The 24,059-nt window shown below is 47.0% G+C and carries 23 protein-coding genes and 3 pseudogenes; 11 read left to right on the forward strand and 15 right to left on the reverse strand.

All coding sequences use genetic code 11. The features are described from left to right. The first annotated feature begins 38 nt into the window (after positions 1-38). The gene (locus tag DXE27_RS01640) at positions 39-1,232 is read left to right on the forward strand and encodes an acetylornithine transaminase (RefSeq protein WP_128112639.1); all 1,194 of its coding nucleotides are present in this window, start codon (positions 39-41) and stop codon (positions 1,230-1,232) included. Between the two features lie 25 nt (positions 1,233-1,257). Here DXE27_RS01640 and DXE27_RS01645 read toward each other — a convergent pair whose 3' ends face one another. The 7 genes and pseudogenes from DXE27_RS01645 to DXE27_RS01675 all read right to left on the reverse strand — a co-directional run bounded on the left by DXE27_RS01645 (position 1,258) and on the right by DXE27_RS01675 (position 7,454). After that, positions 1,258-1,974 (reverse strand): ABC transporter ATP-binding protein, encoded by a 717-nt coding sequence (locus DXE27_RS01645; protein ID WP_128112640.1) that lies wholly within the window; start codon positions 1,972-1,974, stop codon positions 1,258-1,260. Next, a pseudogene (locus tag DXE27_RS01650) lies at positions 1,971-2,750 on the reverse strand (ABC transporter ATP-binding protein). Before DXE27_RS01650 ends, DXE27_RS01645 begins: the two are co-directional and overlap by 4 nt. Beyond that, complete coding sequence (locus DXE27_RS01655; protein WP_231969610.1) at positions 2,747-3,754, reverse strand: branched-chain amino acid ABC transporter permease; 1,008 nt, start codon at positions 3,752-3,754, stop codon at positions 2,747-2,749. Before DXE27_RS01655 ends, DXE27_RS01650 begins: the two are co-directional and overlap by 4 nt. Positions 3,755-3,834: 80 nt before the next feature. Next, positions 3,835-4,773, reverse strand: coding sequence for a branched-chain amino acid ABC transporter permease (locus DXE27_RS01660; RefSeq protein ID WP_128112641.1), 939 nt, complete (start codon positions 4,771-4,773; stop codon positions 3,835-3,837). Positions 4,774-4,848: 75 nt separating this feature from the next. Beyond that, positions 4,849-6,015, reverse strand: a pseudogene (locus DXE27_RS01665) (branched-chain amino acid ABC transporter substrate-binding protein). 47 nt (positions 6,016-6,062) lie between these two features. Then, positions 6,063-7,004, reverse strand: coding sequence for a 4-hydroxy-3-methylbut-2-enyl diphosphate reductase (gene ispH / locus DXE27_RS01670; protein ID WP_128112642.1), 942 nt, complete (start codon positions 7,002-7,004; stop codon positions 6,063-6,065). 3 nt (positions 7,005-7,007) lie between these two features. Then, positions 7,008-7,454: an FKBP-type peptidyl-prolyl cis-trans isomerase gene (locus DXE27_RS01675; RefSeq protein ID WP_128112643.1), complete on the reverse strand. Its 447-nt coding sequence runs from the start codon at positions 7,452-7,454 to the stop codon at positions 7,008-7,010. A 3-nt stretch (positions 7,455-7,457) separates the two neighbouring features. Here DXE27_RS01675 and radC point away from each other — a divergent pair. The 3 genes and pseudogenes from radC to rpmG all read left to right on the forward strand — a co-directional run bounded on the left by radC (position 7,458) and on the right by rpmG (position 8,747). Next, a pseudogene (gene radC, locus DXE27_RS01680) lies at positions 7,458-8,188 on the forward strand (RadC family protein). 146 nt (positions 8,189-8,334) lie between these two features. After that, entirely contained in the window at positions 8,335-8,568 is a 234-nt protein-coding gene (rpmB, locus tag DXE27_RS01685) for a 50S ribosomal protein L28 (RefSeq protein ID WP_128112644.1), read from the forward strand. An 11-nt stretch (positions 8,569-8,579) separates the two neighbouring features. Continuing rightward, complete coding sequence (gene rpmG, locus DXE27_RS01690; RefSeq protein ID WP_015421876.1) at positions 8,580-8,747, forward strand: 50S ribosomal protein L33; 168 nt, start codon at positions 8,580-8,582, stop codon at positions 8,745-8,747. 97 nt (positions 8,748-8,844) lie between these two features. Here the strand turns inward: rpmG and DXE27_RS01695 are convergent, their stop codons facing one another. From DXE27_RS01695 to purN, 3 genes are read right to left on the reverse strand one after another with little or no spacing between them, the layout of a single operon-like run. Further along, the gene (locus DXE27_RS01695; protein WP_128112645.1) at positions 8,845-10,038 is read right to left on the reverse strand and encodes a DesA family fatty acid desaturase; all 1,194 of its coding nucleotides are present in this window, start codon (positions 10,036-10,038) and stop codon (positions 8,845-8,847) included. A 36-nt stretch (positions 10,039-10,074) separates the two neighbouring features. Further along, positions 10,075-11,634: an RsmB/NOP family class I SAM-dependent RNA methyltransferase gene (locus tag DXE27_RS01700; protein WP_128112646.1), complete on the reverse strand. Its 1,560-nt coding sequence runs from the start codon at positions 11,632-11,634 to the stop codon at positions 10,075-10,077. Further along, positions 11,631-12,260 (reverse strand): phosphoribosylglycinamide formyltransferase, encoded by a 630-nt coding sequence (gene purN / locus DXE27_RS01705; protein ID WP_128112647.1) that lies wholly within the window; start codon positions 12,258-12,260, stop codon positions 11,631-11,633. The genes DXE27_RS01700 and purN overlap by 4 nt, the downstream gene beginning before the upstream one ends. Positions 12,261-12,300: 40 nt before the next feature. Between purN and DXE27_RS01710 the strand changes: the two genes are divergently transcribed. From DXE27_RS01710 to dut, 5 genes are read left to right on the forward strand one after another with little or no spacing between them, the layout of a single operon-like run. Beyond that, positions 12,301-13,251: a bifunctional riboflavin kinase/FAD synthetase gene (locus DXE27_RS01710; protein WP_128112648.1), complete on the forward strand. Its 951-nt coding sequence runs from the start codon at positions 12,301-12,303 to the stop codon at positions 13,249-13,251. Beyond that, on the forward strand, positions 13,226-16,105 hold the full coding sequence (gene ileS / locus DXE27_RS01715) for an isoleucine--tRNA ligase (RefSeq protein WP_415064457.1): 2,880 nt from the start codon (positions 13,226-13,228) through the stop codon (positions 16,103-16,105). The genes DXE27_RS01710 and ileS overlap by 26 nt, the downstream gene beginning before the upstream one ends. Before the next feature lie 11 nt (positions 16,106-16,116). Next, positions 16,117-16,608: a signal peptidase II gene (gene lspA / locus DXE27_RS01720; RefSeq protein ID WP_128112650.1), complete on the forward strand. Its 492-nt coding sequence runs from the start codon at positions 16,117-16,119 to the stop codon at positions 16,606-16,608. 9 nt (positions 16,609-16,617) lie between these two features. Further along, on the forward strand, positions 16,618-17,829 hold the full coding sequence (gene coaBC / locus DXE27_RS01725) for a bifunctional phosphopantothenoylcysteine decarboxylase/phosphopantothenate--cysteine ligase CoaBC (protein WP_128112651.1): 1,212 nt from the start codon (positions 16,618-16,620) through the stop codon (positions 17,827-17,829). A gap of 41 nt (positions 17,830-17,870) precedes the next feature. Beyond that, positions 17,871-18,320, forward strand: a complete 450-nt coding sequence (gene dut / locus DXE27_RS01730; protein WP_128112652.1) for a dUTP diphosphatase — start codon at positions 17,871-17,873, stop codon at positions 18,318-18,320. 80 nt (positions 18,321-18,400) lie between these two features. Here the strand turns inward: dut and DXE27_RS01735 are convergent, their stop codons facing one another. Genes DXE27_RS01735 through clpS form a run of 3 tightly spaced genes read right to left on the reverse strand, consistent with a single transcriptional unit; the run spans position 18,401 to position 21,335 of the window. Then, positions 18,401-18,634: a hypothetical protein gene (locus DXE27_RS01735; protein WP_128112653.1), complete on the reverse strand. Its 234-nt coding sequence runs from the start codon at positions 18,632-18,634 to the stop codon at positions 18,401-18,403. Positions 18,635-18,675: 41 nt separating this feature from the next. Beyond that, positions 18,676-20,982: an ATP-dependent Clp protease ATP-binding subunit ClpA gene (clpA, locus tag DXE27_RS01740; RefSeq protein WP_128112654.1), complete on the reverse strand. Its 2,307-nt coding sequence runs from the start codon at positions 20,980-20,982 to the stop codon at positions 18,676-18,678. Beyond that, positions 20,979-21,335, reverse strand: coding sequence for an ATP-dependent Clp protease adapter ClpS (gene clpS / locus DXE27_RS01745; RefSeq protein ID WP_128113677.1), 357 nt, complete (start codon positions 21,333-21,335; stop codon positions 20,979-20,981). Before clpS ends, clpA begins: the two co-directional genes overlap by 4 nt. Before the next feature lie 278 nt (positions 21,336-21,613). Between clpS and DXE27_RS01750 the strand changes: the two genes are divergently transcribed. Beyond that, positions 21,614-21,817: a cold-shock protein gene (locus DXE27_RS01750; protein WP_128112655.1), complete on the forward strand. Its 204-nt coding sequence runs from the start codon at positions 21,614-21,616 to the stop codon at positions 21,815-21,817. 74 nt (positions 21,818-21,891) lie between these two features. After that, positions 21,892-22,356 (forward strand): DUF192 domain-containing protein, encoded by a 465-nt coding sequence (locus DXE27_RS01755; RefSeq protein WP_415064436.1) that lies wholly within the window; start codon positions 21,892-21,894, stop codon positions 22,354-22,356. Positions 22,357-22,435: 79 nt separating this feature from the next. Here DXE27_RS01755 and ppnP read toward each other — a convergent pair whose 3' ends face one another. Together ppnP and DXE27_RS01765 are read right to left on the reverse strand one after the other, a co-directional pair. Beyond that, on the reverse strand, positions 22,436-22,741 hold the full coding sequence (gene ppnP / locus DXE27_RS01760) for a pyrimidine/purine nucleoside phosphorylase (protein WP_128112657.1): 306 nt from the start codon (positions 22,739-22,741) through the stop codon (positions 22,436-22,438). Between the two features lie 58 nt (positions 22,742-22,799). Further along, a complete protein-coding gene (locus DXE27_RS01765) occupies positions 22,800-24,032 on the reverse strand; it encodes an argininosuccinate synthase (protein WP_128112658.1) in 1,233 nt (410 codons plus the stop codon). Positions 24,033-24,059 lie beyond the last annotated feature (27 nt).

The raw sequence follows: 24,059 nt of genomic DNA on the forward strand, positions 1-24,059 counted from the left end.
CTTATTGACCCACATTAACCTTATCACCCCAAACCAGCATGAATAAGCCAGCACAAGCTATCGACACCCACTCAGTGATGTTCATTACCCCACGCCCAGAAGTCATCATGGTTGAAGGTAAGGGCTCATGGTTGACCGATAACAATGGCAAACGCTACTTAGATTTCTTGCAAGGCTGGGCAGTGAATTGCTTGGGTCATGGCAACCAAGGCATGATTGAGGCACTGAATGCGCAAGCAAAGAAGTTAATCAACCCAAGTCCTGCGTTCTATAACGAACCCATGATTGGTTTATCCAATCTCCTCACAGACAATAGTTGCTTTGACAAAGTCTTCTTTGCCAACAGCGGCGCCGAAGCAAATGAAGGCGCGATTAAGCTTGCACGCAAATGGGGGCAACTCAACAAGTCTGGGGCATTTGAGATCATCACGTTTGATCACAGCTTTCATGGCCGCACATTAGCCACGATGAGCGCCTCCGGAAAACCAAACTGGGACACAATGTTTGCCCCACAAGTAGCAGGCTTCCCAAAGGCGGATTTAAATGACCTGGAGTCCGTTAAAAAGCTAGTAACCGATAAGACGGTTGCAGTCATGCTGGAGCCTGTTCAGGGTGAAGGCGGCGTCATTCCAGCTACTCATGAATTTATGCGTGAGCTACGCAAGTTCACCAAAGAAAATAATATTTTGCTCATCGTCGACGAAGTGCAGGCAGGCTGTGGTCGAACAGGCAGTCTCTTTGCCTACCAAAACTACGGTATCGAGCCTGACATCATGACCCTAGGTAAAGGTATTGGTGGTGGAGTACCGCTAGCAGCACTTCTGGCCACTGATGCGGTGGCTTGCTTTGTACCTGGCGATCAAGGTGGCACCTATAACGGCAATCCTCTCATTACTGCGGTGGGCATTAGCGTCATTGAGCAATTATTAGCCCCAGGATTTTTAGAATGCGTTAAAGCAAAAGGCGAACTTCTGAAATCAGAGTTACTTAAGCTTTGCGTTGAATTTAATCTTGAAGGTGAACGAGGCGAGGGATTACTGCGTGCCTTGATGCTAGGTAAAGATATCGGCGGAAAACTGGTTGAGCTTGCACGCGATCGAAACCCTGATGGTCTATTGATTAACTCTCCAAGACCAAACTTGTTGCGCTTTATGCCAGCCCTGAATGTGTCTGATGATGAAATTCGTCAGATGTGCAATATGCTGCGCGAGCTACTCAAGGAAGTGGCGTAAGACTTACTGCCACTCAACCGCCTACTTATTCACCAAGGTAGGCAGTTCTCACCCTTGAGTCTTCGAGCAACTCCTCACCTGACCCACTCAGGGTAATTAAGCCACTCTCCATGACGTAGGCCCGATTGGCCATCTGCAATGCAAGGCGGGCATTTTGCTCAACCAACAGAATCGTCATACCGCTCGACGACAAACTCCGCACTACATCAAAAATGGTTTCGACCATGATGGGAGATAAGCCCATTGAAGGCTCATCCAGAAGTAACAATTTGGGCTGCGCCATCATTGCCCTACCCATAGCAACCATTTGCTGCTCGCCACCAGATAAGGTGCCAGCCAATTGAGATAAGCGCTCTTTGAGTCTAGGGAAGTACGAGTACACCTCTTCAAGCTTGCGCTCAATCTCCTTAGCGTCTGTTTTTAAGTAAGCGCCCATTTGGAGATTTTCCAAAATGGTCATGCGCTTAAACACGCCACGGCCCTCCGGAACCATGCCCAAGCCGAGCTGAACTAATTCATATGCAGGCAGCTTCTTGGTTTCACGATTTGCAAAATGAATATCGCCGGCAGAAGGATTTAGCAATCCAGCAATTGCTTTAAGAGTTGAACTCTTCCCGGCACCATTGGCGCCAATTAGGGCAACCAACTCACCATGATTGACTTGCAGATCAATACCCTTAACGGCGTTAATACCACCATAAGATAGTTGCAGACCCTTCACTCGGAGCAATGCATTTGTCATGCCGCCCCCTGACCCAGATAAGCTTTAATCACTTCGGGGTGCGCACGAACATCTGCAGGTTTGCCTGAGGCAATGACCTTGCCATAATCTAAAACAGTCAGACTATCGCAAATTCCCATGACCAAACTGACATCGTGCTCGATGAGCAAAATCGTTTTGCCGTCAGCGCGAATACGTAGCAGCAGCTCACGTAACTCCAGCTTCTCAGTAGCATTCATACCTGCTGCCGGCCTCATCTAAAGCCAAGAGTTTAGGCTCCGTAGCCAAAGCTCTGGCGATCTCCAGGCGGCGCTGATGTCCATAGGAAAGGTTGCGTGCCTGCATATTAGAAAAATCGCCAAGGCCAACGTAATCTAAGAGCGCTAGAGATTTTTCACGGATAGCCTGTTTTCTTCACGCTTAGCGGAAGGAGTACGGAAAATAGCGCCAAACAGTCCTGCATTAGATCGGCAATGACAACCTACCATGACGTTTTCAATCGCAGTCATTTCGCCAAAGAGGCGGATATTCTGAAATGTTCTAGCTAAACCTGATTTTGTTACCTCAGAAACTGACTCTGGAAAATAAGACTTGCCATTAAATAAAAAGATTCCAGAATCTGCCGGGTATAAACCCGTGATGACATTAAAAAACGTTGTCTTGCCAGCACCATTGGGTCCAATCAAACCAACGATTGCACCATGAGGAACTTGAAGGCCCACTGAGTCAAGCGCTTGTACCCCGCCAAAGCGCTTGGATACATCAGTGACATCTAAAAGTAGATGGAGTGCCGTCATTGTGCCGCCCCACTTTTTTGCCAAATACCACCAGGGCGATACAGCATGATCAGAATTAAGGCTAGGCCGTAAATTAATTGACGAATAATTTCTACGTCCACAATCACATGCCCAAATAATGCCTGCTGTAGGGGCTGTGCAATACCGCGTAAGACCTCAGGAAAAATTGCCAACAACACCGCGCCTAAGATAACTCCAGGAATATGACCAATGCCACCGAGGACCACCATGGCCAATACAACAATCGATTCCCAAAGCGTGAAGGACTCTGGCGAAACAAAGCCCTGAAAAGCGGAAAACAACACGCCAGCCACGCCGGCAAAAGAAGCGCCAATAGCAAACGCGAGTAATTTCATATTGCGAGTATTGATACCCATCGCTTTGGCGGCGATTTCATCCTCCCGAATTGCAATCCAAGCGCGTCCTATTCTTGAACTCTGCAAATGCATGCAAACGATCGCAACGGCAATTGCTAGCAACAGGAGAACAAATAGAACACCAAATACAAACCAGGAATCTTGATAAAGCCCAGGTCCAAGGTTTTGGCAAAGGAGATTCCAAAAAAATTGAATGGGATCAATCGCCGCAATTCCCTTGGGACCATTGGTGAGGTTTAGGGGGCGATCCAGGTTATTCATAAAGATGCGAATAATTTCACCAAACCCCAAAGTCACAATTGCCAAATAATCGCCCCGCAATTGCAGGGTAGGCAAACCTAAAATAATTCCAAATAAAGCAGCCAAAATAATTGAGAAGACCGCAACCATCCAGGGTGAAAAATGCATTCCTTCCGGAAAAGCCGCAGCAATACTTTCAAATTGAGCAGGCAAATGTGGTGACGCCAATAAAGCAAAACTGTAGGCGCCTAATGCATAGAAGGCGATATAACCCAAATCCAAAAGACCTGCGAAGCCCACCACAACATTGAGGCCCAATGCCAACACAATGTAGAGCAAAGCAAAATCGAGCACTCTCACCCAGTAGTTGCCCGCCAATTGTGCCAACTATCCATGGCAAGAGGAGTAAAGCAATGGCGCCAAGCCATAGATAGCTTGCTCTACTGAGATAGTTGAGTCGAATCGCCTTAAGCACGATCAGAAACCTTCTCGCCTAATAGTCCGGTTGGCCTTAAGACCAATACCAAAATTGATACTAAAAAGGCAAAGATGTCTTGGTAGTTTGAGCCAAACACCCCACCAGTCAGTTCGCCAATGTAACCAGCGCCCAATAACTCAATTAAGCCCAAGAGAAGGCCGCCCAACATGGCGCCCTGTAAATTTCCAATGCCGCCAAGAACAGCTGCAGTAAATGCTTTTAGCCCAGGGATAAAACCCATATAGAAATGCACATTGCCATAATTGCTTGCAATCATGACACCAGCTAAGCCAGCTAATGCGCCGCCCAACATGAAGGTAATGGAGATAACGCGATTGGGATTGACCCCCATCAGCGCAGCAATTTGAGCTTGCTCAGCAGTCGCACGCATTGCTCTGCCCAGTTTTGTTTTCTCCACTAGAAACAATAGACCCAACATCACTGCCAAAGCGACCATGATGATCACAATTTCTTTACCGGTAATTGTTGCGCCACTACCCCATAAATCAATCGGACTGGATGGCAGCAATTGTGGATAGGTCATTGGATTACGCGACCAAATCATCATGGCAATCGTCTGCAACAAAATAGACATGCCGATTGCTGAAATTAGAGGGGCCAAGCGAGGCGCATTGCGCAATGGGCGATAAGCAGCGATGCGCTCAATCCAATAGCTCAAGCCCGCGCATACGGCCATGGTGACAGGTAAAACGATCAACAAGGTCAACCAGCCAGGTAAGTCGCTGGTCAGACTCAAAATTAAACGTAGCAATGACAATGACACCATTGCGCCGATCATCAGTACTTCGCCATGTGCAAAGTTAATAATGCCTAAAACCCCGTAAACCATGGTGTAGCCCAAAGCAATTAAGGCGTAAATGCTACCGAGCACTAAGCCATTAATAATTTGCTGTAGAAGGATATCCATTAGGGTTAATAAATGTATTTAGTCTTGATAAAAAAATAGCACCGCAAAAGCGGCGCTATTTTTTACAGAGGAGTCTTACATCTTGATGACATCAAGAACGTTTTTCTTTTTGTCTTTGAAGTCATAGAGTGTGATTACGCCTTCTTTCATATCGCCTTTGTCATCAAAAGCAATATTGCCTACCAAGCCATTCATTTTGGTATCTGGCATCGCAGTCAAGATCTTTGCCGAATCAGTTGAATTGGCACGCTTCATGGAGGAGTCTAGGAGTACGTAAACCGCATCATATAGGTAAACGATGCATAGATTTGAACGTCTGCGTTAAAGCGCTCTTTATAACGCCTCTGGAAGTCGGCGCCCCGGGCCATCTTAGATAGCGCCATACCAGCCTCTGAACAAGTCACATTGACGACCGCCTCACCAGCCAACTCAGCGAGCTTCTCGGTGCACATGCCATCACCACCAACTACCTTTGACTTAATGCCAAGTTCAGCAGCTTGCTTGGTTAATGGGCCGGCCGCCAGTAGCATCCATCCCGCCATACATGATGACATCTATCTGGTTTACTGCCTTTTACTTTAGTCAAAATCGCCTTGTCCTTGTTATTATTACTAGCTTCGCGTGTAACTACTTTCAAACCTGCAGCCTTAACAGTCTTTTCAAACTCATCAGCCAAACCTTTGCCATACTGACTAGAGTCATCAATGATGGCAACTGTTTTTGCCTTTAATGTATTGATAACGTAGTTAGCCAACGCCGGGCCTTGCTGTGCGTCTGTAGCAACCAATCGATAGGTAGTTTTAAAGCCTTGCTTAGTGTAATCAGGGTTAGTTGTAGATGGAGATACCTGAGTAATTCCTGCGTCGCTATAAATTTTTGACGCTGGAATGCTAGTGCCAGAATTTAAGTGTCCAACTACACCTACTACTTTTGCGTCAACCAATTTTTGCGCAACCTGGGTTGCAGTTTTAGGATCTTCTGCGTCATCCTCCGGAACCAATGTGAGCACAACCTTTTTCCCATCAATGGTTAGACCAGATTTATTAATTTCTTCAATAGCCAAACGAGCGCCGTTCTCGTTATCTTTGCCCAAATGGGCAATAGGACCGGTCAGCGGCGCAACGTGACCAATCTGACCTCCACCCCATCGGCAGGAGCTGCAGCAGTTTTATCGCCGCCTTTTCCGCAGCCCGCCAAAATTAAAGTCGCCACTGACAATGCAATAGCGCTCTTCATAAACATCACTTTTGATTTACTCATGTACAGCTCCTCTGTTATGAATGAATATTTCAGTCAACTAAATTTTTAGGCAATGAAAACGTAACATCCTCAACAACACCATCCAAAGCACGCACATGCCTTGGGCCAAACTCTTGGATACGCTGAACAATCGCTTGAGCCAAACTTTCTGAGGCCGAAGCACCTGCTGTTAAACCAACACGCCTCTTACCAGCGAACCATTCTGGCTTTAACTGCTCTGGGGCGTCCACCATATAAGAAGGTACACCCAGCTTTTCAGACAATTCACGCAAACGATTGGAGTTAGAGCTCGTCGCACTCCCCACCACAATCACTACCTCAACCTGCGGGGCCATAAATTTCACAGCATCCTGTCGATTTTGGGTGGCATAACAAATATCTTGTTTGCGAGGCTGAACAATATTAGGAAATTTTTTCGTGAGCGCCTCAACAATTTCTCGAGTCTCGTCAACTGATAGCGTTGTTTGGGTAACAAAGGCGATCTTTTCATCGCTTGCGAAAGACAAGGAATCCACATCACTCAATTTCTCAATCAAGAAGACACCTTCTTTCACTTGGCCCATCGTCCCCTCTACTTCAGGATGACCTGCGTGACCAATCATCAATACCGTAAATCCATCTTTACACATCTTGACAACCTCAAGATGAACCTTGGTTACCAAGGGGCACGTGGCGTCGTAGACCTGCAAGCCACGCTCCTGCGCATCCTTACGGACTTCTTGAGAAACACCATGCGCGCTAAAGACAACGATTCCACCCTTGGGAACCTTATGCAACTCTTCAACAAATACAGCACCTTTATCGCGCAATTCATTAACAACATAAACGTTGTGAACAATCTCATGTCGCACATAAATGGGGGCGCCAAAGCGGGCAAGCGCCTCATTGACGATATTGATAGCGCGATCCACTCCCGCGCAAAATCCACGGGGCTGAGCCATCAAAATTTCGGCGTTGTCGGTCTGACTCATCTTTTAAAGAATGGCAACTATCTGAGCTTCAAATGTAACGGACATGCCAGCCAAGGGATGATTAAAGTCAAACCATGCGCCCTCATCATCAATCGATTGCAATACACCTGCGTACTGTGCGCCACCTGGCGCATTAAATTCAATCACATCACCCAGATTAAATTCCACATCATCATCGCGACCTTCTTTAAGCGCCTTCAAAGAAACCCATTGCACCAAATCTTTTTTGCGCTCACCAAAGCTCTCCCCGGGCTCAAGTAGTGCACTTTTTTTCTCGCCCACCTCAAGACCAAGCAACACTTTTTCAAAGCAAGGAGCAAATTGTCCAGAGCCCATCAGAACCGTCGCAGGACGATCGATAAAAGTATTGATGTAATCCTCCCCATTAGGCAAAGTGAGCCGGTAATTGAGAGTCAAGTAGGAGTTAGGCAAAACAGTAAGCTTGGTCATAAGGTGATTGTATCTAGGCCTGCGCCTGCTGTGCACTCCCCAATTACGGGGTGGCCGAAAAATGAGCAGCCCCGAGAAAAACTACGCATTTATGGAGCCACAGCACTTTCTGACGCAGAGCTGCTTGCCATCTTTCTCAGGGTGGGCGTTAAAGGCAAAAGCGCTGTAGCCCTAGCCAAAGATCTACTGCATCACTTTGGCAGTCTGCCACGCCTATTGGCTTGTGGCCAAGAGGATCTAACGCGAATACATGGAATGGGGCTATCTAAGTGGTCACAAATTCAAGCGGCTTATGAATTGGTTAAACGCAGTCTTGAGGATGGCCTTACCCAAGACCCTATCTTTTCCTCGCCCTGCCATGTCAGAGAGTTTTTGCAGGCAAAAATAGGGCGACTCCCTCATGAGGTATTTCTTTGCCTTTATTTATTTAGACTCTCGACTCCACCTGATTGAGTGCCAGGAGCTCTTTAGAGGGTCGATTCGACAGGCGGCGGTCTACCCCCGAGAAATCCTCAAGGAAGCCCTTGCCAGGAATGCCAGCGCCCTTATCGCGGCCCATAACCACCCCCCCCAGCGGTAACCCCCTGCCAAGCGAGTCAGACCAAGAACTTACTAAAACCATCATCAACGCCCTTCAGCTGGTTGATATCGCCCTTTTAGACCACTGCATTGTGAGTGGCACTGGTTTTTTCTCTTTTTCAGACTCCGGCCTTATGAATATTGACAAAAAATGATAGTAATTACTAACTTAATCGAAATTTCGAGGCATTTCCACCCACCCATTCCCCTGAAGTCGAGAACTAAAGCCAATTAGGGCTAGCCCAAAATAGACTGGGACTGATACAATCTTCTTTTTTCGCAATTAATGTGGAGTTATGCTATGGCAAAAATTTGCCAAGTAACTGGGAAGAAGCCGATGGTTGGCAACAATGTATCCCATGCAAACAATAAAACGAAGCGTCGCTTTTTGCCGAATTTGCAAAACCGTCGTTTCTGGGTTGAATCTGAAAGCCGTTGGATTAGCTTGCGCTTAACCAATGCTGGTTTGCGCGTTATCGACAAGAACGGCATCGATGCTGTGTTGTCTGATCTTCGTGCACGTGGCGAAATTTAAGGAGCGCACAAATGGCTAAAGGCGGCAGAGAAAAAATCAAGTTAGAGTCATCAGCAGGTACTGGTCACTTCTACACAACTTCAAAAAACAAGCGTACTAAGCCTGAGAAAATGGAGATCATGAAATTCGATCCAACCATTCGCAAGCACGTTGCTTATAAAGAAACAAAGTTGAAGTAATCTTTACTTCAAGCAAATAAAAAACCCGCTACATCAGCGGGTTTTTTATTGTCAAAAATTTCTTTGAACTTTTGTTATTTATTTTTCTTGGGATTCGTTAAGCGTAACGGCGTAATCTCAAAGAGAATTCACGCAAGCTCGTTAAGCCGCTATCTTCAGCGCGCTGACACCAAGCATGCAACTGAGAAACCAACTGCTCCCTGGTGGCGCTAGAGCGGCCCCAGATTGCTTGCAGATCACGCCGCATCTCGATCATCTTACGCAACTGAGCGTTACTCGCCATCAACTCTTCGAGGTTCGCTTTTTCTTGCTCCGTTAAGCGAGATTCATCCTTACTTAACCAAGTGCGCGCATCTTTTAAATGCGCCGCTAAAACCTGCATATGCTGAACCTCATTATTGAACAAGCTGCGCAAGGTCTTGCTATAGCGCGCCATGATTTCATAACGATTTGCAATGATCGCTTCGAGTGTTGTTTGATCTGCAGGACGTAAATCGCTCAACACTGGTTTAGGTGGAGTCTTTTTCACGGTAGCTAAACCCACTGCGCTCATGATTTGGATATACATCCAACCAATGTCAAACTCATACCACTTGTTTGATAACTTCGCGCTAGTTGCAAAGGTGTGATGATTGTTGTGCAATTCTTCACCACCAATCAAAATGCCCCAAGGAAAAATATTGGTAGAAGCATCTTCACAATCGAAATTGCGATAACCCCAGTAGTGGCCAATGCCATTGATCACACCAGCAGCAGTGATTGGGATCCACAGCATTTGCACAGCCCATACTGTTAGCCCTATGCCGCCGAATAAAAATACGTCAATGATGAGCATGATGGCAACGCCCTGCCAAGAAAACTTGGAGTAAACATTGCGCTCAATCCAGTCATCCGGAGTGCCGTGTCCAAACTTATCTAAGGTCTCTTGGTTGGCAGCTTCTTTTTTATAAAGCTCAGCGCCCCGAGATAGCACGGTTGTAATTCCTAAAACTTGCGGACTATGCGGGTCATCAACTGTTTCGCATTTAGCGTGATGCTTGCGATGAATAGCTGCCCATTCCTTGGTAACCATGCCTGTGGTTAGCCACAGCCAAAGACGGAAGAAATGGGAAATGATTGGATGCAGTTCCAAAGCGCGGTGCGCTTGGCAGCGATGCAAAAAAATGGTCACTGCAGCAATGGTGATGTGGGTAGCCACGAGGGTGAAAGCAAGAATCTTCCACCAAGCCCAATCCAAATATCCATTGGCAAGCCAGTGGAGGAATAAATCAAAGCCTGAAACTGTATTCAAAAGGGAATCCCTACTAAAGCGGTCTAAAATTCTATTTTAGTTCTTTAGGGTAGGGGTCTTCTTGTTTTTGACCTTAGTCTCTTTTTCCTCGCTTTTTTCGGATTCGAGCACAGGGGCTGCAGCTTTCTTTTGAAAAACAGCCCCGAAGAAACCATCCGTTCCATGAATGTGCGGCCATAGCTGCCACCAAGGATTATCAAGACTGCATCCCAAAGGTAATTTTTCCTTTGGAAACAATGGTTTAAGAACTTCTGCCGCCGGAACAGCCTCAAATTGGGGGTGTTTTGCCAGAAAATCCTCGGCGATTGCCTGATTTTCTTGGGGCAATAGGCTGCAGGTGGCGTAAACCAGGCGTCCGCCTGGCTTTAATAGTCGAGCAGCGGAAGACAGAATGCTCATCTGCTTCTGATTCAGCTCCAATACCCCGGTTGGGGTCTGGCGCCACTTAAGGTCTGGATTGCGGCGTAAGGTACCCATGCCACTGCAAGGGGCATCTACCAGCACGCGGTCAATCTTCCCGGCCAGGCGCTTGATCTTCGTGTCATTCTCACTATCAATCCAAACTGGGTGCACGTTTGAGAGGCCACTGCGAGCCTGCCTTGGCTTCAAGTTTGCCAAGCGACGCTCAGATGTGTCCAAAGCGTATAAACGCCCTGTGGATCGCATTAACGCCCCAATAGCCAAAGTCTTGCCACCAGCGCCAGCGCAAAAATCCACGACCATCTCGCCACGTTTAGGGGCGAGCAAGTAAGCCAACAATTGACTGCCTTCATCTTGCACCTCAAACATACCCTCTTTAAAGCCAGTAGTATTTTGCAAGGCAGGCTTGCCCATGATGCGTACGCCATCCGGCGCGTATGGAGTTGGAATTGCTTGATAGCGGCCACCCAATGCATTCATCTGCGCGAGCAACTCTTCACGATTGGTTTTCATGGTGTTCGCACGCAAATCTAAAAGCGCTGGATGCATTAAAGATTTTGCAAGCTCTTCACGAGTGTCTTCGCCCGGATATTGACCAAACGCATCCCACAACCACTCTGGCAAATTGTTGCGCACGAGAGGATTTAAAGCGGCTGGATCCACCGTTGCAAAACGTTGCAACCACTCGTATTCACCAGACTTCAACACATGTGCTAAGTCAGCAATTGCACTCTCAGCACGATTCGCAGAGCCCAGTCCACCCTCAGATAGTGCGGACAGCAAACCCAATAGGGCTAAGCGTCTAGCCTGGGATCCCTCCCCGCTAGAGGCAAATTGAGAGAACTCGTTTTTACGACGCAAAATAGCAAACGCACTCTCTGCAATCAAAGCACGGTCACGATTTCCAAGTTGCTTCTCTTCTCTGAAATAACGACTGACTACTCGGTCTGCAGGCTGTTCAAAACTCAGCAATTCAGGGAGCAGACGCTCCAGATGAATCGCATGCTGTGGCAATGCTTTTGCATTGGAGAAATTCTTTTGACCTTCAGGCGCAATTAAATTTCCGCTGGCGATACGACGCTCAGGGCGACGCAAAGGATCTTTCGATTTCGTCGCGTAACTTTTGTGTGGGGCTAGTCTGCTGCCAGATCTGCGGGGTGGACGTTCTGCACTCATAATTTAAAAAATTGCGACTCTGGGGGTTGTAGCTTCACTTGATTACCTTCTATTCGCAATCGTCCATCGAGGAACCATTTTACGGCCCGCGGGTAAATTTGATGCTCAGCCGTCAAAACACGGGCTGCCAAGGTGTCCGCATCATCCCCTTCCAACACCGGAACTGAGGCCTGACAAATAATTGGCCCCTCATCTACGCCCTCATTCACAAAATGGACTGTAGCGCCGTGCTTCTTCACACCAGCCTCTAAGGCACGCTCATGGGTGTGCAAACCGGGGAATGCAGGCAATAGGGCGGGATGGATATTGATTAAACGCCCCTCAAAATGACGGATAAAGCTTGGGGTCAAAATTCGCATAAAGCCTGCGAGAACCACCAAATCAGCCCCTAAAGCATCAGTCTGCTGGATTAATGCAGCATCAAAGGATTCGCGAGTGGCATGCTCCTTATGCTCAATAGCAAAGGCCGGGATACCCTGCGAGCGAGCAAAATCAAGGCCCTTAGCCGCTGAGTGATTCGCTATGACCCCGGCAAATGTGACCGGCCATTGCTCTTTTTGAGCTGTTTTGACAATGGCCTCGAAATTAGATCCGCGGCCCGAGATTAAGGTGACGATAGAAGGCATGCCCACAATATAATTGATGGCTACCTGAAAGAGCGATTTTGTGAACGTATTCCGTGGCCCCACCCAGTTTTCTGCAGGGCCAGCTTGTGCCCTAACCATCGGCAATTTCGATGGCGTGCACAGGGGTCATCGCGCCCTGCTCAAGCAGCTGGTGGATAGCGCCAAAGAACGAGGTCTAGTCAGCTGCGTTATGACCTTTGAGCCGCACCCAAAAGAATTCTTTTCCCCTGAACAAGCACCACCCCGCATTCTGAACTTGCGCGATAAGTTAGCCGCGCTTGCACAACTTGGAGTTGATCGTGTCGTGGTTGAGCATTTCAACGCCGCTTTTGCGAAACTCTCGCCAGAAGAGTTTGTTTCAGAAATTATTGTCAAACGTTTAAATGCTAAATGGATTTTGATTGGTGATGATTTTTGCTATGGAGCAAAGCGTGCGGGTAATTTTTCCAACCTAAAAGTGGCCGGTGAAAAATATGGATTTGAAGTTTCCAGTATTCATACCATCTCTGAAAATGGAGAACGCATTTCTAGCTCCGCTCTCCGTACAGCACTTGCTCATGGCGATATGGAGCAGGCTGAAAAATTATTAGGTCGCCCGTATGGAATCTCCGGCCATGTCATTCATGGTCAAAAACTTGGGCGTCAACTTGGCTTCCCTACTTTGAACTTAGCAGTGGCAAATCATCTACATCATCGCAAACCCGCAAGTACTGGCATCTTTACCGCTCAAGTTCTCGGCTTATCCGATAAACCCCTTCCAGCAGTAGCCAGCCTGGGTGTTAGGCCCACAGTAGAAGATGAAGGCCGGGTGCTACTTGAGACCCATATCTTTGATTACAACGCAGATGTTTACGGAAAAATTATTACCGTAGAACTATTAGAAAAAATTCGTGACGAGGCAAAGTACTCCGATCTCGAAACCCTTACAAAAGCGATTGCAGCAGATGCAGCGCATGCCAGAAATTATTTCCAGAAAAAAGCTTATGTCTGAAAAAGAAAACTCTTATCCCGTCAATCTACTAGATACCTCCTTTCCAATGCGAGGAGATCTTGCTAAGCGCGAACCACAATGGGTAGCTGGATGGCAAAAGAATAAGCTTTACGAAAAGATTCGTGCAGCGCATGCCAATCAACCGAAATTCATTTTGCATGATGGGCCTCCATATGCAAATGGCGACATTCATATTGGTCATGCCGTGAATAAGATTCTGAAAGACATGATTGTGAAGTCTCGCTGGCTCATGGGTTTTGACTCTGTGTATGTGCCGGGCTGGGATTGTCATGGCATGCCGATTGAAATTCAGATTGAAAAAGAATTTGGTAAAAATTTACCGACTGCAGAGGTTCAATCCAAGGCACGTGCGTATGCTCACGTCCAAGTAGAAAAACAAAAGAAAGATTTTGAGCGTTTAGGGGTATTGGGAGACTGGAATAACCCCTACCTCACCATGAACTTCCGTAACGAGGCTGATGAAATCCGCGCCCTTGGGAAGATTTGGGAAAAAGGTTATGTCTTCCGCGGCTTAAAACCAGTGAACTGGTGTTTTGATTGCGGCTCCGCTCTTGCCGAAGCTGAAGTGGAATATCAAGATAAAACTGATCCAACGGTAGATGTCGGTTTTGCGTTTGATGATACGCAGCGCCCTCAGTTAGCAAAAGCATTTGGATTGGCTGAGCTTCCGAATAAGCCAGGGCAAATTGTCATTTGGACAACAACACCTTGGACCATTCCAGCCAACCAAGCCATGAACGTTCACCCAGAACTTACATACGCACTGGTAGATATTGGAGATAAGTTATTAATCCTTGCTAAAGATCGTGTAGAAACTTGTTTGCAGGATTACAACTTAGAAGGCAAAGTGATTGCAACTTGCCAAGGCGCTCAGCTAGCAAATATTTCGTTCTGGCATCCTCTAGCACCACTGCATGAAGGCTATGAGCGCCTCTCCCCAATCTATCCAGCGGAATACGTCACACTGGATACCGGAACAGGTATTGTTCACTCTGCGCCTGCTTATGGCGAGGAAGACTTTAAGTCCTGCAAAGCAAACAAACTTGCTGATAAAGATATTCTGAACCCAGTGATGGGTAATGGCGTATATGCATCATGGTTACCGCTCTTTGCCAATGAATATATCTGGAAAGCAAATCCAAAGATTGTTGAAGCCATGCGTGAAGCTGGCAGCCTCTTGCGCGATAAAACCTATACCCACTCATACATGCATTGCTGGCGTCATAAGTCGCCCATCATTTACCGCGCAACCTCACAATGGTTTGCCAGCATGGACAAGAAACCATCTGATGGCAAAGCAAGCTTGCGTGAAACTGCGCTAGCAGGCATTGAGAGTACCGAGTTCTTCCCCGCTTGGGGTAAGCAGCGCCTCAACAGCATGATTGCCAATCGTCCTGACTGGACTTTGTCACGTCAGCGCCAATGGGGCGTACCGATGGCTTTCTTTGTACATAAAGAAAGTGGTGAGCCACATCCACGCACTGTTGAGCTTCTTGAAGAGATCGCTAAGCGCGTAGAAAAAGAAGGTATTGAAGCTTGGCAAAAATTAGAAGTGGCCGATCTGCTTGGCGAAGAAGCTGCGCAATACGAAAAGAATCGTGACACCTTGGATGTTTGGTTTGACTCTGGCACAACCCATTGGCATGTCATTCGAGGCTCACATCGTGATGAACTCCTAACTGCTGATGCAGAAACTCCCAATGGTCGTCTGGCGGATCTATATCTTGAGGGTTCAGACCAACACCGTGGTTGGTTCCACTCCTCTTTACTCACTGGCGCCATGCTAGACGGCAAGCCGCCATACAAAGCACTCTTGACCCACGGCTTTACCGTCGATGGTCAAGGGCGCAAGATGAGCAAGTCCGTAGGTAACGTAATCGCCCCCCAGCAAGTTGCAGATAAGTTGGGCGCCGAGATCATTCGCTTATGGGTTGCCTCTACCGACTATTCCGGTGAAATGACAATCTCTGATGAGATTCTCAAGCGCGTTACCGAGAGCTATCGCCGCATTCGTAACACCCTGCGCTTCTTGCTGGCCAATCTTTCGGATTTTGATCCTAGCAAGCACACCATCCCTACTGAACAATGGCTTGAGATTGATCGCTATGCCGTTGCGCTTGCCAATCAATTACAAGACGATGTGCAAGCTCACTACAAGGCTTATGAATTCCAGCCGGCAGTGGCACGCATGCTCACTTTCTGCTCCGAAGACTTGGGTGGCTTCTATTTGGACATCCTCAAAGATCGTCTTTACATCAGCGCTCCAGACTCACCTGATCGCCGTGCCGCACAGAACGCCTTGTTCCATATCACTCGCAATCTATTGAAGTGGTTGTCGCCATTCCTCTCATTTACCGCAGAAGAAGCATGGAAAGATTTCCCCCATGGCTCAGGAAGCAAGCCTGCTGAATCTATCTTCATGGAAGAATTTAGCGCGTTCCCGCAAATTGCCCATGGTGACGAGTTGCTAGCCAAGTGGGCTCGTATTCGTGAAATACGTTCAGAGGTTACTAAAGCCATTGAGGTTGAACGTGAAGCAGGCAATGTGGGTTCATCCTTGCAGGCTGAGCTCACCATCAAAGTAGGGGATGTGGACTTTGCAATTTTGCATTCGCTAGAAGATGATTTACGCTTTGTCACTATCACCTCAAGCGCCAATATTGAACTCAGCAATGAAGGCTTAGAGGTATTGGTACGTGGTAGCCAATACAAGAAATGTGGACGCTGCTGGCATCACACCAAAGATGTTGGCAGCAATGCCGATCATCCAGACCTATGTGGACGTTGCATCAGTAATTTATTTGGCAACGGCGATCATCGCTTGTTTGCTTAAGAGCCACAACAATGAAGAGTCTTTCATTACTTCGTTATCTCGCAATTGCAATCATGACGCTTTTGCTTGATCAGCTAAGCAAGTGGTCTGCTCTTAGCAATTTACAAATGGGCGTTCCGGATCCAGTGCTCCCTTTTATGAATTGGCTCCTACTCTTTAATCCGGGCGCAGCATTTTCATTTTTAGCGCAAGGCTCTGGTTGGCAACGCTGGTTCTTTACCGTTCTGGGTCTAGTGGCCTCTTTTTACATTATTTGGCTATTACTAAAAAGTCAAAGCGATAAATTACTCTGTGTGGCCTTGAGTCTCATTTTGGGTGGCGCACTTGGAAATGTATTGGATCGAGTGATGTACGGCGCCGTAGTGGACTTTATTGATCTGCATTACGCAAATTGGCATTGGCCCGCATTTAATATTGCCGATAGCGCTATCTGCATTGGTGCAGCCCTAATCATTTGGGGTGAATTACGCAAGTCATTTGGCAAATCCTCTCAATCCCATTAAGCTGGCGCCATGCAATCACTTTTAAATAAGAAAATCGTTCTGGGTATCTCTGGTGGCATTGCAGCCTATAAGGCTCCAGAACTTGCACGCCAACTGATGCAGGAAGGCGCCTCGGTTCAAGTTGTCATGACCGAAGCAGCGCAACAATTTGTTACCCCAGTGACCATGCAAGCTTTAACTGGCAATCCCGTTTACTTGAGTCAATGGGATAGCACCGTTCCAAATAATATGGCCCACATTGAGTTATCTCGTGCTGCAGATGCAATTCTGATTGCGCCTGCAAGCGCTGATCTCATGGCAAAGCTTTCCTTAGGTTTAGCTAATGACTTACTCAGCACGCTTTGCCTGGCAAGAGATTGTCCTCTCTTGCTCACACCAGCAATGAACAAACAGATGTGGGAGCATGCAACCACCCAAAGAAGTGTGCAACGCCTTACAGAAGATGGTATTGCTCTTCTAGGGCCGGCCAGCGGCTTTCAAGCTTGCGGCGAAATAGGGTTGGGCAGAATGCTCGAGCCTGCGGAAATCACAGAGCAAGTCATCGCCTTCTTTCAAAAGAAAACACTAGCAGGCAAAAAAGTATTGATTACTGCTGGCCCAACTTTTGAGGCAATTGATCCAGTACGTGGAATTACTAACCATAGCTCTGGCAAGATGGGCTTTGCAATTGCCCGCGCTGCAATTGAGGCTGGGGCTCAGGTGCATCTCATTGCGGGGCCTTGCGACCTCTCAACACCGCTAAAAGCTACCGGCAGCATTACTCGTACAGATGTAGTGAGCGCCAAAGAAATGCACGCGGCCACTCTTAGCGCGGCAGACTGCGATGTATTTTTTGCGGTTGCCGCAGTGGCTGACTGGGGTATTGCCAAACCAGCCAAGGAAAAAATTATGCGCCAAGGAAAAGATGCGCCAAGTATTGAATTTTCCGCCAATCCAGACATTCTTCTTGATGTAGCTAAGACTGTAAAAACCAAAGGCGGCAAGCCTTACCCCTATTGTGTTGGCTTTGCAGCGGAATCTACCGACCTAGAAAAACATACTGATGAAAAGCGTAAGCGCAAAGGCATCCCGATGATTGTGGGCAATATTGGTCCCGCTACCTTTGGCAGCGACCTCAATCAATTATTAGTAATCGATTCTGCTGGCAGTAAAAAAATTGCTAAGGCAGAAAAGCTGCAATTAGCTCGCCAGCTTATTCAGCTAGTTGCCAAGAAAATTTAAGTAGCACCCCTTTATTTACCTTCCCCGCTTTAGGAAATTTCATGCAATCACTCCAAGTCAAAATTCTCGATGAACGTATGCGCGATCAATTGCCAACATACGGCACACCCGGAAGCGCAGGCTTAGATCTTCGTGCTTGCATTGATGAAGTTATCGAAATTGCCCCCGGTCAAACCGTACTTGTTCCTACGGGCCTGGCAATCTATGTTGAAGATCCGCGCTATGCCGCCTTCATATTGCCGCGCTCAGGACTAGGTCACAAGCATGGCATCGTGCTGGGTAACTTAGTTGGCTTGATTGACTCCGACTATCAAGGTCAATTGATGGTGAGCACCTGGAATCGTGGCTCCACACCATTCAAACTAGAGCCTATGGAGCGCCTTGCCCAATTGGTTGTAATGCCCGTGCAGCAAGTAGAGCTCGTGGTGGTAGAAGAGTTCACCGAGAGTAGTCGTGGCGCAGGCGGCTTTGGCAGCACCGGTAGAGCCTAAGTCAAATACCTCTAGTGCCCAGATTTTTGCTTAAAAAGAAAAGCCACCCAAGGGTGGCTTTTCTTTTTAAGCAAAAATGCTTACTTACGAATGTGCGCTTTACGAGCAGCATCTTGTAACATACCGGCGCCAGCGCCTTCACGAGACTCTTTTTCTGCAGTAATTTCTTTGCGACGCTCTTTACAAGAACCAGCAATCTCTTGCAATGCTTTACGTGCACGGGCAGCAGATGCCTTAATGCCTTTACCGTGAAACTTTTCGTTCTCTGCTTTGTACGTTTCAAAAGCTTCTAATAATTTATCGTGATGAGACATATTTTCCTTTTTGGGTTGTATTTATTGAAATAATGATTTGATTAAATTTCTTCGGCCGGCGCTACGTCTGCCTTAGTGCGCTTTCCTGGCAATACCGGAGCCTCAAAGTTCAATTGAACTTTGCCATCCTCATCGATATCAACATCCACATGGCCACCTTGAGCTAATTTACCAAACAACAACTCATCAGCAAGGGCTTTACGAACGGTGTCCTGAATGATGCGTTGCATAGGACGAGCGCCCATTAATGGGTCAAAGCCATGCTTCGCAAGATGCGCTCTCAATGCAGGGCTAAAGGTAGCGTCCACTTTCTTCTCATGGAGTTGCTCTTCAAGCTGCATCAAAAATTTATCTACTACACGCATGATAATGGACTCATCCAGCGCCTTGAATGAAACGATGGCATCCAAGCGATTGCGGAACTCTGGGGTAAAGAATTTCTTAATATCAGCCATCTCATCGCCAGACTCGCGTGCATTGGTAAAGCCGATAGTCGATTTCTGCATCGCCTCAGCACCAGCATTTGTAGTCATGATGATGATCACGTTACGGAAATCTGTCTTGCGACCGTTGTTGTCCGTCAAGGTTCCATGATCCATTACCTGCAACAAAATATTGAAGATATCTGGATGCGCCTTCTCAACCTCATCAAGCAAGAGCACGCAATGCGGCTTCTTATTTACAGCCTCAGTCAGCAAACCACCCTGATCAAATCCCACATATCCCGGAGGCGCACCAATCAAGCGGCTCACCGCATGGCGCTCCATGTATTCAGACATATCGAAGCGCAGCAATTCAATACCCAGAATATAAGCAAGCTGCTTCGCTACCTCAGTCTTACCAACGCCTGTTGGACCAGAGAATAAGAATGAGCCAATTGGTCTATCAATCTTGCCAAGGCCAGCACGCGTCATCTTGATAGCGCTTGCCAGAGCCTCAATTGCAGGATCTTGACCAAAGACCACACTCTTAATGTCGCGGTCTAAAGTTTGCAACTTGCTACGATCATCCACGGTGACTGATTGCGGCGGTATGCGAGCGATCTTTGCCACAATCTCTTCAATCTCAGGGCGACCAATTGTTTTCTTCTGCTTAGACTTAGGCAAGATGCGTTGCGCAGCTCCGGCCTCATCAATCACATCAATTGCCTTATCAGGCAAATGGCGGTCATTAATATAACGAGCAGAAAGTTCTGCGGCAGCCACCAGAGCGCCAGCCGCATACTTCACGCTGTGGTGCCCTTCAAAGCGAGACTTGAGTCCGCGCAAGATTTGCACTGTCTGATCAACAGTTGGCTCAACAACATCAACCTTCTGGAAGCGACGAGATAAAGCGGCATCCTTCTCAAAGATTCCACGGTATTCAGTAAAGGTGGTTGCACCGATGCATTTGAGCTGGCCGTTGGATAAAGCAGGCTTTAACAAATTGCTTGCATCTAAAGTGCCACCCGATGCCGCGCCAGCACCAATCAAAGTATGAATCTCATCAATAAATAAAACGCCATGAGCGTGATCTTTTAAAGACTTGAGAACACTCTTTAAACGTTGCTCAAAGTCACCACGGTATTTCGTGCCAGCTAAGAGCGTGCCCATATCCAATGAATAGACAGTGGCGTCGGCCAAGATATCAGGCACGTCGCCCTTCACAATTCTCCAGGCCAGGCCTTCGGCAATAGCAGTCTTACCAACGCCAGCCTCACCTACCAACAGTGGATTATTTTTGCGGCGACGGCAAAGTACCTGAATCACCCGCTCCACTTCGCTCTCGCGCCCAATTAATGGGTCGATCTTGCCCTGACGAGCCATAGTGTTAAGGTTCTGGGTGTATTGATCTAAAGGGCTTTCCTTACCTGACGATGCAGCTTCTTCTGACTCCTGAGAAGCCTCAGCAGGCTTGACATGCTCCGCTTGATCTTTACGAACACCGTGGCTGATGAAATTGACAACATCTAAACGTGTTACCCCTTGTTGCTGCAAGAAGTACACCGCATGCGAATCTTTTTCGCCAAAGATGGCAACCAATACATTTGCACCGGTCACTTCTTTCTTACCATTGGATGTAGATTGGACGTGCATGATGGCACGTTGAATCACGCGCTGAAAGCCCAACGTTGGTTGCGTATCCACTTCGTCATTACCTGGCACCACTGGCGTGTTGTCATTAATGAAATTTTTAAGTTGAGCGCGTAGCTCTGCGATGTTGACTGCGCAAGCCTTTAAGACTTCTACGGCCGTCGCGTTATCCAGCAAGGCCGCAAGCAAATGCTCAACCGTAATGAACTCGTGTCGCGATGCCCTTGCGTCAACAAACGCCATGTGCAAACTTACTTCTAGTTCTTGGGCAATCATGCTTCCTCCATAGTGCACTGTAGTGGGTGACCCGCTTCATGGGAGAGTTCGATAACTTGATGCACTTTCGTGGCAGCGACATCGCGAGTAAATACTCCGCAGACACCTTTGCCGACTAAATGAACTTGCAACATGATGCGTGTAGCTGTTTCATGATCTTTATTAAAATACTCCTGAATCACCATCACCACAAATTCCATTGGCGTGTAATCGTCATTCAATAGTAAAACTTTATACATTGAAGGTGCCTTTACTTGCTCGACCTGCTTTTCGAGAAGAATGGTGTCCTCAACGTGAGGATTTCCTGGGATGCCAGTAGTGGGATTTTTTGGTGCGCGACTCATGAGAAACATTCTAAACACAGATATTGAAACTTTAATTTACTGGGGTCTTGTTGCGAAAACCACGCAAAAACCCCTCTTAAACCCATATTGGGGCATTTTTCGATAAAAAAGGGGTATTTACTAGGGGGTAGGGGCATATAACTCCTTGACACCCCTCCAAAAAGGGCAAACAATCGGGGGGTAGGCTTCATCAAGAGAGGTTCTATTTAGGCGTGTTGTGGATTGAGACTGATTAAAAAGTATTTACCCTCATCACGGTTGTTTTAAGTTTATGTAATGGAGTTCGCATGGCGACCGGAATTGTTAAGTGGTTCAATGATGCAAAAGGTTTTGGCTTTATCAAACCTGATAATGGTGAAGAAGAGTTGTTCGCGCATTTCAGCGCAATTACTATGCCTGGGTTCAAAACTCTTAAGGAAAACCAAAAGGTAACGTTTGACATTACCCAAGATCCTAAAGGCAAGCAAGCTACCAATATCCAAGCGGCTTAATAGTCCTTAGATCATTATTAAAAACCCAGGACTTGTTCCTGGGTTTTTTTCGCCCTCAATTTACCTCACATAAAATGCCCTTCATGCATACCCATAAAAACTTCCTAAGCAAATTCTTTGCGGCATTTCTTTTCATTGGTTCAGGCCTGACGCAGGCGCAGGTCAATGTTGGCCTGCCTACAGCTGAATTAAAAACAGGCATCTATCGTATTCAGGCTGAGCTGGCTGATACGCCGAAGGCAAGAGAGGTTGGGCTCATGAACCGCACCAGCATGCCGACCAACTCAGGCATGCTATTTATCTTTGAACAAAAAGCTGGTCATTGTTTCTGGATGAACAACACCAAGATTCCACTCTCCATTGCTTTCATAGCTGATGATGGGAAGATTGTGAATATCGAAGAAATGCAAGCAGAAACCACCAACAACCATTGCCCTAAGGCTGCTGTACGTTACGCGCTAGAGATGAACAAGCAATGGTTCTCCGAGCGCGTGATTGTGCCTGGAGCAGCAGTGATTACCGGACTACCGAAAAAGTAATTGGTCTAGCCGAACGATTTGTCTTGATGCAATAAAAAACGCAGACTGAGGTCTGCGTTTTCTTTAAGTATTGCCGCTCTTACTCAAAATGGCAAACATAATGCACTGGTTGCTCAGCACGAATAATGAAGTAACCGCCCTTTTCCACTTCCCAGCTTTGGCCAGCCTTGAACTCTACTTCAGGGGCGCCATTAATACTCACAAAAGCATTGCCATCGACCACTTCCATAATTTCTTTTGTACTAAGATCGAAGCGCAAAGTGCTTGGTAATACAACGCCAACAGACTTACGCACGCCATTTGGTAATGTCACAGTATGTGAAACACACTTGCCATCAAAAAATACATTGGCTTTCTTGCCTACGGAAACTTGATCAAATTGCATTGCAGTTCTTTCTATTCTGTTTAGTTCTAATATTTTTCTTTGTTGCTGAATTCTTCAATTACTTCTTGGCGCGTTTGCGTCTAGCCGTCTCAGCAATACGCATACGCAAAGCGTTGAGCTTAATAAAGCCGCCAGCATCTGCTTGGTTATAAGCGCCGCCGTCATCGTCAAAGGTTGCAATATTTTGGTCAAACAAAGTATTGGCTGAATCACGTGAAATAACGGAAACAGATCCCTTATAGAGCTTTAAGCGCACAACACCATTTACTGCTTGTTGGGTGTGATCGATCAAAGTCTGCAAAGCTAGGCGCTCTGGAGCCCACCACAAGCCGTTGTAAATCAAGCTTGCATAGCGTGGCATCAGATCATCCTTCAAGTGAGCCACTTCACGATCTAAGGTAATGCTTTCAATGCCGCGATGCGCCTTCAACAGAATCGTGCCGCCAGGAGTTTCATAGCAACCACGGCTCTTCATGCCAACAAAGCGGTTTTCCACCAGGTCAAGACGCCCGATGCCGTGCATGCCACCAATGCGATTGAGCTCAGCCAATAACTCATGTGGCTTATACGCCTTGCCATTGATTGCTACTGGATCACCAGCTTTAAATTCAATCTCAATAATTTCTGGGGCGTCTGGAGCCTTCTCTGGAGAAACTGTCCAACGCCACATAGACTCTTCGGCTTCAGCATTAGGATTCTCTAGATGACGTCCCTCATAGCTAATATGCAATAAGTTGGCATCCATTGAATAAGGTGAGCCACCTTGCTTATGCTTCATCTCCACTGGAATGCCATGCTTTTCTGCATAGGCCATCAACTTCTCACGTGAGAGCAGATCCCACTCACGCCAAGGAGCAATCACTTTGATTCCTGGCTCTAATGCGTAGTAACCCAACTCAAAGCGAACTTGATCGTTACCTTTGCCTGTAGCTCCGTGAGATACAGAATCAGCACCAGTTAAGCGAGCGATCTCAATCTGACGTTTAGCGATCAAAGGGCGCGCAATTGAAGTGCCCAACAAATATTCGCCTTCGTAAATCGTATTCGCGCGGAACATTGGAAATACAAAATCACGCACAAATTCTTCGCGCAAATCATCAATAAAAATATTTTCTGGCTTGATACCAAATTGCAATGCTTTGGCACGCGCTGGTTCCAACTCTTCACCCTGACCCAAGTCGGCGGTAAAGGTCACGATCTCACAACCATATGTATCCTGAAGCCACTTCAAGATCACGCTAGTGTCTAGACCACCGGAATACGCTAAGACTGCTTTTTTAATATCAGACATGTTTTCTTATTCAATCAAAAATAAATT

The organism is Polynucleobacter necessarius (assembly GCF_900096755.1).
Taxonomy (GTDB): domain Bacteria; phylum Pseudomonadota; class Gammaproteobacteria; order Burkholderiales; family Burkholderiaceae; genus Polynucleobacter; species Polynucleobacter necessarius_K.